The sequence below is a fragment of the Shewanella sp. 10N.286.51.B2 genome, assembly GCF_041469265.1.
Lineage (GTDB): Bacteria > Pseudomonadota > Gammaproteobacteria > Enterobacterales > Shewanellaceae > Shewanella.
Map to the genome: position 1 here is coordinate 1 of NZ_JBFRKH010000112.1, position 8,190 is coordinate 8,190.

Here is an 8,190-nt window from a genome sequence, read left to right on the forward strand (position 1 = left end):
ATATAAGGGAGGGTTACACTGGCACTGGCACACTGAAAAAAATCATCAATAACATCGACCATCAAACCTGTATTAATGACTTTATTCGTTATGTTGATGAAATGATTTACACGCTCGAGCGCAGGTCCTCAATAGCTTAAGCTACCTATATAACTATTCTTGAATAAAGTCTTCCATAAACCATGCACAGAGAGTGTGGCGACCATCTACTTGAGCTTTGCTGTAAATATTGGAAGCTTGTTGGCGGACCGTTTTTTCTTTTGTGAGTCGAACTTCGGCAATCTCTTTAAAACTCAGCCCCTTTAGCAGTAAAAGAGCTACCTGTTGTTCACTTTTAGTAAAACTCCAAGAGTCAAATTGAGCTGCGATGGTTTGGCTGTATTCTTGTCTAGCAGCACGCATTTGGCCCGACATATTATTAATCTGCTTATCTGCACTCGCTAATTTAGATCTTAGGGCTTTTACTTGGCGAGAGCTTCGAATTAGATCAAAGCCTAAATAAATGCTACCGATTATTGTAAGTAGTACAAGAACACTTTCTTGTGCAATGTGCCAAGCAGGAATATCAAGCTGTAAATCAGCAAAGATGTCAAATAGTTTAAACATTGTTATCAGTAGCAATAATACAATAATGAATACATCTTTTTTCATGAGATAAATCCTACAACTCGTAACTGGTAATAAATGAAGCCCAAAAAATAGTATTTATTTTAATATAATAAAATCATTAGTTTGGGCTATGGTACATATGTACTATAAAGGCTTTTATGATACATTTTCCCCATGTGCTTTAACATTTAAGTGATTAATATGAGTATACATTTTGGGTTATAGAAATCACTTATGTTTGCTATTAAGTTTAGTATCAAGTTATGTATCCTCATCGTTTTAACTAGTGGCACCTATAGTTTTGCAACTCCTAGTAATGAATTGTCTAAGCTGCTGGAAATCAGTCGAAACAGATTAAACGTGACGCAACTTAACGGAACACCATTAAATGATGGTAGAGCGTTTGAATTGACTAGTTCGACTTGGTTAACAGGGTTACCAAGCATCAGCTTAAGTTACCTTGGTAGTCTTGATAATAGTAACATTTACGAGCAAGAAGTATCACTTAACTTACCAATCAAGTCATTCGGTTTACATAATAGTGATAAACGACTAAAAAAGTTGACGCTGGAACTTGAAGGTCAGCAAGTTGCGTTACAGAAATTGTACTTATCTGGATTACTCAGACAAAGCATATGGGATTACCGCATAGCATCAGTGAAAATAAAACAGCTAAACCGTAAAGCAAAATTATTAGACAAGCTATATGTTCAGCACAAGCAACTTTCTGATGCGGGAGAATTGCCTAAAGTGAATATATTGCTACTGGAACGAGAATATGTAGATATTGATTTAGATCAAATTGTTCTTAAGCAACAACAGAGTGAAGCTCTTTCTCTTTTTAATTCAGTTACTGGTTTGAGCGTTATACCGCAGAAAATTAATGAACAATATCGTGAAATTACTGAAGCTAATTTAAGTATCCATCATGGGATTAATGATGCATTAATCCAACATCCCTTATGGCAAATTCAATCATTACGGCAGCAACAACAACTGTTGATCATTAAAAGCCAGCAAGCAGGAGAGCAGGATTCATGGACATTATCCTTAACTGCTAAAGAAACCGCTGACGATCAATTTAATGACCAACAATTAGGTTTGGGAATTAGTATACCGATTAGCTTGGGATCAGCATTATCACAAAGTGAACTTTCTATTTGGCAAAAAGACCATCAAGAACAGAGTTTAAATAGTGAGCGTACCTATCTTGAATTAAAGACCCAAACAGAAAAGCTAGCTATGAAACAGCAAAACCTCAGGAAGCAACAGTTATTGTTACAGCGTGGTGTCTCGCTGAGTCGGACAATTACAGAAGATTTAGCCAAAGTTAAAGACCAGAGTCAAATTAGTTATGAAATTTGGCTGCGTCGTTATATGGATGCACTTGATACTGAATCACGTTTATTACTAAACCAAATCACTCAGCAGCAACTCCACTCTCAACAACTGCAAGCTTTAGGAATTTCATTATGATGGCCAAATTTGGCGTTAGCCTTGTGTGTATACCTTTGTGTTTATCTGCTAGCTTCGTGTGTGCGAAGACTATATCACTTGCAGAGTTGGGTAGTTTAGAACTTAAGTACACGCAGCCACAGAAAGGTGTAAGTTATGAAGGGAGTTCACTTCCAGCCCAAATAGAACGATTACCTGGTAATGATTATTGGGTCAGAACACCTGAAAATATTCAACAGGTAACTTACTTAGTCGCCCAGGGCCAAGCTGTGACTAAAGGGCAAGCTATTGTAAGGTTAACAGGGCCAGAAATATTTCATTTTCTTGCTCAAATTGAGGCTACCAAAAGTCTGTTTGATCTATCTAAGCAACGTTATGAACGCAATAAATCCTTATTAAAAACGAATAGTATTAGTATTGATAAATGGCGTGAGATCAGTCAAGACTATCTCAGCACTCAACTTAAATACCAACACATGCAGCACTTTATGGAACTGGTTGAAAGTATTGATACTTCTATAGAGTCATTAGTCATTAGAGCTCCAATAGCAGGTATAGTTAATCTTACTAACCTTAGTAGCTCATATAATGCAGGTGCAGCGTTATTTTCTTTGATTCCAGCAGATAGTATTCGTATTAAAATTAATGTGCCTATGAATCAATCTACCTCACTGTCGGCAGTAAATATTAACCAATGTCATGTTTCAATAGACGAAGTTTCAGCCATTGCAGATGGTGTTTTTTTAACTGCTTGGTCAATGCCAGTTCCTCTAGGTTGTAACTTATTACTAGGACAACAAATTACCGTTATTCCTGAATATCAAAAAACAGTGTATTTATTACCTAAAACTAGCGTATTTAGTTGGCAACAAGAGACCCAAATTTTTACCAAAACAGCATCGATATTATCGGCACTCACTATCGAGGTTCTAGGTTCTACTTCTAATGAATATATAGTTGCTAGCGATCAAGACTTAAGCAATATTTATGTATTAACTCAATCTGTTGCAGCAGTAAAAGGGATACTACTTGGCTTGGGAGGCGAATAATATGCTCGCTTCCGTGATTAGATTCTCTCTCACTCAGCGCCTATTCGTTTTAATTGTTGCGCTAATATTAATATTGGCAGGCGCTAGAGCTTGGTTTTCAATTCCTCTTGACGCTTTTCCTGATATTTCACCCACCCAAGTTAAGATTATTTTAAAAGCGCCAGGGATGACTCCCGAAGAAATAGAAGCACAGATCACTGTACCTATTGAAACAGAGTTATTAGGAATACCTCATCAGGCAATTTTACGTTCCACGACCAAATATGCTATCAGCGATATCACCCTTGATTTTACTGAAGGTACTGATATCTATTGGGCAAGGCAACAGGTGAGTGAACGACTTGCTGCTGTGTGGGATAGCTTTCCTCAGGAGGTTTCTGGAGGGGTCGCACCGATGAGTACGCCGCTGAGCGAAATATTTATGTTCACACTCGAAAATCCTAATTTATCTTTGATAGAACGTAGGCAGTTATTAGAGTGGGAAGTTCGCCCATTGTTACGTACCGTAGCAGGTGTCGCTGATGTGAATATTTTAGGCGGGTACGCTAAGAGTTTTAGTATTAGCCCCAATCCTTCAGCTATGGCTGCTGCAGGGGTAAGTTTTTCGTTACTGCAACAAGCTATTACCGAGAATAACCACAATGAAGGTGCCGGTAAGCTGACAATCGGCACTGATACAATTATCGTACGTGCTGAAGGTCGAATTGATGATATAGATGAACTGAGACAATTGGTGATAAAAGCCGATAATGCCAAGGTGTATCGTCTTCGAGATTTAGCTGATATTGAAGTAGGTCACTTAGCTCGTTACGGAGCGGTGACCAAGGACGGAGAAGAAGCTGCTGAAGCGTTAATTATTGCGCTTAAAGATGCTAATACTGCCCAAGTGGTCGAAAGTATAAAAGAAAAGCTTGAACAGATAAGTACAACATTACCAGAAGGCAGTGTTATCAATACTTTTTATGATCGGGCGAATCTTATAAATACAGCGATTGATACCATATCAAGTGCATTGTTTGAAGCTGTAGTTTTAGTCATTGTGCTTTTAGCTTTATTCTTAGGGAATGTGAGGGCAGCCTTAGTGGTGTCATTGTCTTTGCCCCTTGCTGCATTGATGACATTTCTCATGATGGATCTATTCAACCTCTCAGCTAACCTCATGAGCTTGGGTGGATTAGTTATTGCTATTGGTATGCTAGTCGATTCCTCTGTGGTAGTGGTTGAAAACATGGTAAATCTCATCGCAACCAAACAGCGTTTACCTCGTTTACATCTTATCTATCGTGCTACAAAAGATGTCGCTATTCCAGTGGTCTCTGGCACTATAATTGTGATGATTGTATTCTCGCCACTACTGACATTAACTGGTTTAGAAGGGAAACTATTTACTCCTGTAGCAGTTACAATAGTGTTTGCAATGCTGTCTGCTTTAATATTATCGCTGACAGTCATCCCAGTTGTAGCCTCTTACTTGGTTAATGAAAAAAGTGCGCAGGAACCGAAGGCAATCGAGAAACTAAAAGCGACATACCTCACCAGTCTTAAAATCATATTTGTTCACAAAAAGTCTTTTATCGTTGTCGTCTTTACGCTACTGGTTGTTAGCCTAGGATTGTTTAGCTTGGTTGGAAAAACCTTTATGCCGACTTTAGATGAAGGTGACATTATTTTGCAGTTAGAGAAATCTCCTTCCATCTCACTTGAAGCATCTATCGCAATTGATAAGCAAATCCAACAGACCTTACTAACTCAGGTTCCTGAAATTAAACAGATGGTTGCACGTACAGGATCTGATGAAATTGGTTTAGACCCAATGGGTCTGAATGAAACCGATGTATTTTTGGAGCTTGCGCCACGGAGTGAATGGCGTTTTGCGCATAAGGATCAATTAATAGATTCTATTCGTACTGAACTGGTTAACTTTCCTGGGGTGAACTTTAATTTCACTCAACCTATCCAAATGCGGGTTTCAGAAATGCTTACCGGAAGTATCGGTGATGTTGCGATTAAGGTATTTGGGACTGACATCGATACACTTGGAAAACTAACATCTCAAATAGATGCATTAGTGAAAATGACGAAAGGGAGTATTGATGTCAAAATGTCTATGATTGAAGGAAGTCCTTTTATTAATTTAACCTTAGATAATGAACAAGCCCGCGGTTTTGGCATGAGTACAATAGAGTTTGCTCGATATCTAAAAAGCCAACTGGAAGGGGTTGTAGTTTCTGAAGTGCTGCAAGGTAAGAAGCGCACGCCAATATTGATAGCGAATAATAGAGACGGAATTAGTAGTGTTCATGAGTTACAAAATCAATTGTTGGTTATGCCTGATCATTCACTTAAACGTCTTACCGATGTCGCCAAGTTAAGCTATAAAGAAGGACCTATTTTAATCGAAAGAGAGCAAGGTGATCGCTTCTCAGTTATTACTACTAACGTAGAGGGGCGCGACATTGTTAGTTTTGTTGAAGAACTCAACGTTAAGATCTCGAATGAAATAAAGCTTCCTAGTGGATACAGTGTCAGTTTTGGCGGAGAGTTTGAAAACCAACAACGTGCTACCAATAATTTATTACTCGTAATTCCAATTGCAATAGCGTTAATCACTCTGATTTTATTCACAACTTTTGGTTCATTGGCTAAATCTGGTCTAATACTCGCTAACGTTCCATTTGCCATGATGGGCGGCATTGTGAGTTTATATTTCTCAGGTGAATACCTGTCAGTTCCTGCCTCGGTTGGCTTTATTGCGCTATTAGGTGTGGCTGTGCTTAATGGTGTTGTTATGGTGAGTTATTACGAACAGAGCAAACATTTGTTCAGTGATTTATTAGTCCGAGTAGAACAAGGCGCAGCTAGACGGTTGCGACCTATATTAATGACTGCAACTACAGCCATGTTTGGCTTAATGCCATTAGTATTTGCATCAGGTCCAGGTGCAGAGATTCAAAAACCCTTAGCCATTGTTGTCATTGGAGGATTATTGACATCAACAATCACCACACTTTATTTATTGCCCATCCTTTATTACTGGCTGGAGAAACGCCAATGATTACACAGCAATTATTAGTGCTTATTGCCCAAAACGATATCAAGGACGATATTGTGGATACTCTTATCGAACTAGATTTTTTATCAGGTTTTAGTCTCAGTAATATTTGTGGTTTTAGCCGTGAGCACAGCCATTTTAATATTAAAGAGCAGGTTGAAGGTTATCGTGAGTTTTATAAATTTGAAATTATGCATTCAGATGATAATCAAGAAAAATTGTTGAGCGCTTTGTCTACAGTTTGTCAGCATAACCCTTGTCGATACTGGATTACACCAATAGTAAATTCAGGTACGTTGTGTTAAATAATATTATCAATTATCAATAGCTTAATTTTCTGCTTAGCCAAGAATGAGGTATTTAAATGAAGATGGACAAATATTTATTGATGCTTATTTTACTGGCTGTAAATGCAGTTTCTGCCAATGAGATAACTCAAGGTCGTAGTGGTGTAACGGCTGAGTTTATTGAGGCTACACCGTGCAGGATGAAAATCACCTTTGATAAGAGTGTAACTTTAGATTCAATAACTATTAAGGATAATGATGGTTTCCTGCTTGTATTAGATACTCAAGTGCCTGAGGGTGGCAATACCATTTTTTCTTTTGAAATACCTAAGCTAACTCCTGCTGATTATCAAATCTTATGGACAGGACTGGAAGTAAATAACGTCCTAAAGCATGGAAATATTAAGTTAGCTATTCAAGATGATGACATATATCCGCGACCAGCCAAAATGAAGTTCGGAATATTACATCGAAAATGGAAACATTAGGCTTTATCAGAATCAAAGAAGTAATAGTGTGAGCTAAATATCATTATCTTCTCTCTAATCAAGAGCTGATTAAAACGTAATTTAACTTTGATAAAGCGAACGCTCAATTCAAGGTTACGATAAGGATGTTGTGGTCAATTAATATTGGCTAGGTTCTGAGCAATCATCAGCATTTAAGTTAGTATCCTGTTCACATAATAATTTTACAACGTCATTATTGCCTTTTTGCTTGGCGCGCATAACTGCGTTTCTACCTTTATTATCTACTGCATTAATATTTGCTCCTTGAGATAATAATAACTGCATGACAGCCATGTGTTGATGTTCAGCTGCATATAACAGCGCTGTAAAATGCTTTTTATCAAATAGGTTTACCTGTGCACCATGGGAGATAATTTTTTGCACCGTGTTAAGCTGATTTTTTTCTGCTGCGGCCATTACTGGCGAAAAGTCATCACTATTTGTGCCATTAACATCAGCTCCGTTATCGAGTAAAAGGTCAATCGATTCTTGATCGTTATATTCAATGGCAAGTAGCATAGGTGTCATCTTACTTACGCTGCTTTCTATTTCGGTTTCGGCCCCATGTGACAACAGTAAACTAACCATTTTGATATTACGGGTTGCAATGGCATATAAGAGTGGGGATGTGCCGCTATTATCCTGGGTGTTAATATCGGCTCCATTACTAAGCAAAATTTTCACAATTTGTAGGTGTGATCGATTGGCTGCCCAATTAAGTGCTGTATGTCCTGTTTTGTCTTTTAAATTTACGCTTGCACCGTGTTCTAGCAGAGAATTAACCATTTCAATATGACCACTTAAAGCGGCTAACATTAATGCTGTTCGTCCTATTCTATCCTTGGCTCTAGTATCGGCGCTTGCTCCATTTTTTAGCAGTATATTTACGGTTTTTACATCAAAATTAACATGGCCACCCATTCTAGTTGGCTAAATGTTAAACACCCTACTAGGCTTTAGTTATTGCTCATTACTTGGTGATTGAAGATGGCCAGACCTAGAAAAACACTCGTGAGTTTAGAAGATACCCCTTACTATCACTGCTGTACGCGGGTGGTGCGCAAAGCATTTTTGTGTGGATTTGATAAGTCGACTGGTGATAACTATGAACATCGCCGAGAGTGGGTTGATTCGCGTATTATTGAATTGGCGACGATTTTTGCGATTGATATTTGTGCTTATGCCGTGATGAGTAATCATTTACATGTCGTGCTTAAAGTCGATGTGGA

Annotated in this window: 7 protein-coding genes and 1 pseudogene; 6 read left to right on the plus strand and 2 right to left on the minus strand. The window is 38.2% G+C overall.

Annotated elements, in window-relative coordinates; all coding sequences use genetic code 11:
* Positions 1-153 precede the first annotated feature (153 nt).
* Positions 154-651, minus strand: a complete 498-nt coding sequence (locus tag AB4140_RS19580) for a LuxR C-terminal-related transcriptional regulator (protein ID WP_303446213.1) — start codon at positions 649-651, stop codon at positions 154-156.
* 192 nt (positions 652-843) lie between these two features.
* On the opposite strand from AB4140_RS19580, the gene AB4140_RS19585 reads away from it, so the two are divergent.
* Genes AB4140_RS19585 through AB4140_RS19605 form a run of 5 tightly spaced genes read left to right on the plus strand, consistent with a single transcriptional unit; the run spans position 844 to position 6,940 of the window.
* Complete coding sequence (locus AB4140_RS19585) at positions 844-2,085, plus strand: TolC family protein (RefSeq protein ID WP_372002304.1); 1,242 nt, start codon at positions 844-846, stop codon at positions 2,083-2,085.
* The gene (locus AB4140_RS19590) at positions 2,082-3,113 is read left to right on the plus strand and encodes a membrane fusion-like protein (protein WP_372002306.1); all 1,032 of its coding nucleotides are present in this window, start codon (positions 2,082-2,084) and stop codon (positions 3,111-3,113) included. Before AB4140_RS19585 ends, AB4140_RS19590 begins: the two co-directional genes overlap by 4 nt.
* A gap of 1 nt (position 3,114) precedes the next feature.
* Complete coding sequence (locus AB4140_RS19595) at positions 3,115-6,168, plus strand: efflux RND transporter permease subunit (protein WP_303446210.1); 3,054 nt, start codon at positions 3,115-3,117, stop codon at positions 6,166-6,168.
* Complete coding sequence (locus AB4140_RS19600; RefSeq protein ID WP_303446209.1) at positions 6,165-6,470, plus strand: DUF3240 family protein; 306 nt, start codon at positions 6,165-6,167, stop codon at positions 6,468-6,470. Before AB4140_RS19595 ends, AB4140_RS19600 begins: the two co-directional genes overlap by 4 nt.
* A 59-nt stretch (positions 6,471-6,529) precedes the next feature.
* Positions 6,530-6,940, plus strand: coding sequence for a hypothetical protein (locus tag AB4140_RS19605; RefSeq protein WP_303446208.1), 411 nt, complete (start codon positions 6,530-6,532; stop codon positions 6,938-6,940).
* Positions 6,941-7,078: 138 nt separating this feature from the next.
* On the opposite strand, the gene AB4140_RS19610 is transcribed toward AB4140_RS19605, so the two are convergent.
* Positions 7,079-7,882, minus strand: a complete 804-nt coding sequence (locus tag AB4140_RS19610; RefSeq protein ID WP_372002309.1) for an ankyrin repeat domain-containing protein — start codon at positions 7,880-7,882, stop codon at positions 7,079-7,081.
* A 66-nt stretch (positions 7,883-7,948) separates the two neighbouring features.
* Here AB4140_RS19610 and AB4140_RS19615 point away from each other — a divergent pair.
* Positions 7,949-8,190: pseudogene (locus AB4140_RS19615) on the plus strand (transposase); the annotation flags it as partial.

Excerpts from the sequence above, each read along its gene's own strand:
- AB4140_RS19610 (WP_372002309.1), bottom strand. The coding sequence starts at position 7,882 with ATGGGTGGCCATGTTAATTTTGATGTAAAAACCGTAAATATACTGCTA.
- AB4140_RS19600 (WP_303446209.1), top strand. The coding sequence starts at position 6,165 with ATGATTACACAGCAATTATTAGTGCTTATTGCCCAAAACGATATCAAG.
- AB4140_RS19590 (WP_372002306.1), top strand. The coding sequence starts at position 2,082 with ATGATGGCCAAATTTGGCGTTAGCCTTGTGTGTATACCTTTGTGTTTA.
- AB4140_RS19580 (WP_303446213.1), bottom strand. The coding sequence starts at position 651 with ATGAAAAAAGATGTATTCATTATTGTATTATTGCTACTGATAACAATG.
- AB4140_RS19595 (WP_303446210.1), top strand. The coding sequence starts at position 3,115 with ATGCTCGCTTCCGTGATTAGATTCTCTCTCACTCAGCGCCTATTCGTT.
- AB4140_RS19605 (WP_303446208.1), top strand. The coding sequence starts at position 6,530 with ATGAAGATGGACAAATATTTATTGATGCTTATTTTACTGGCTGTAAAT.
- AB4140_RS19585 (WP_372002304.1), top strand. The coding sequence starts at position 844 with ATGTTTGCTATTAAGTTTAGTATCAAGTTATGTATCCTCATCGTTTTA.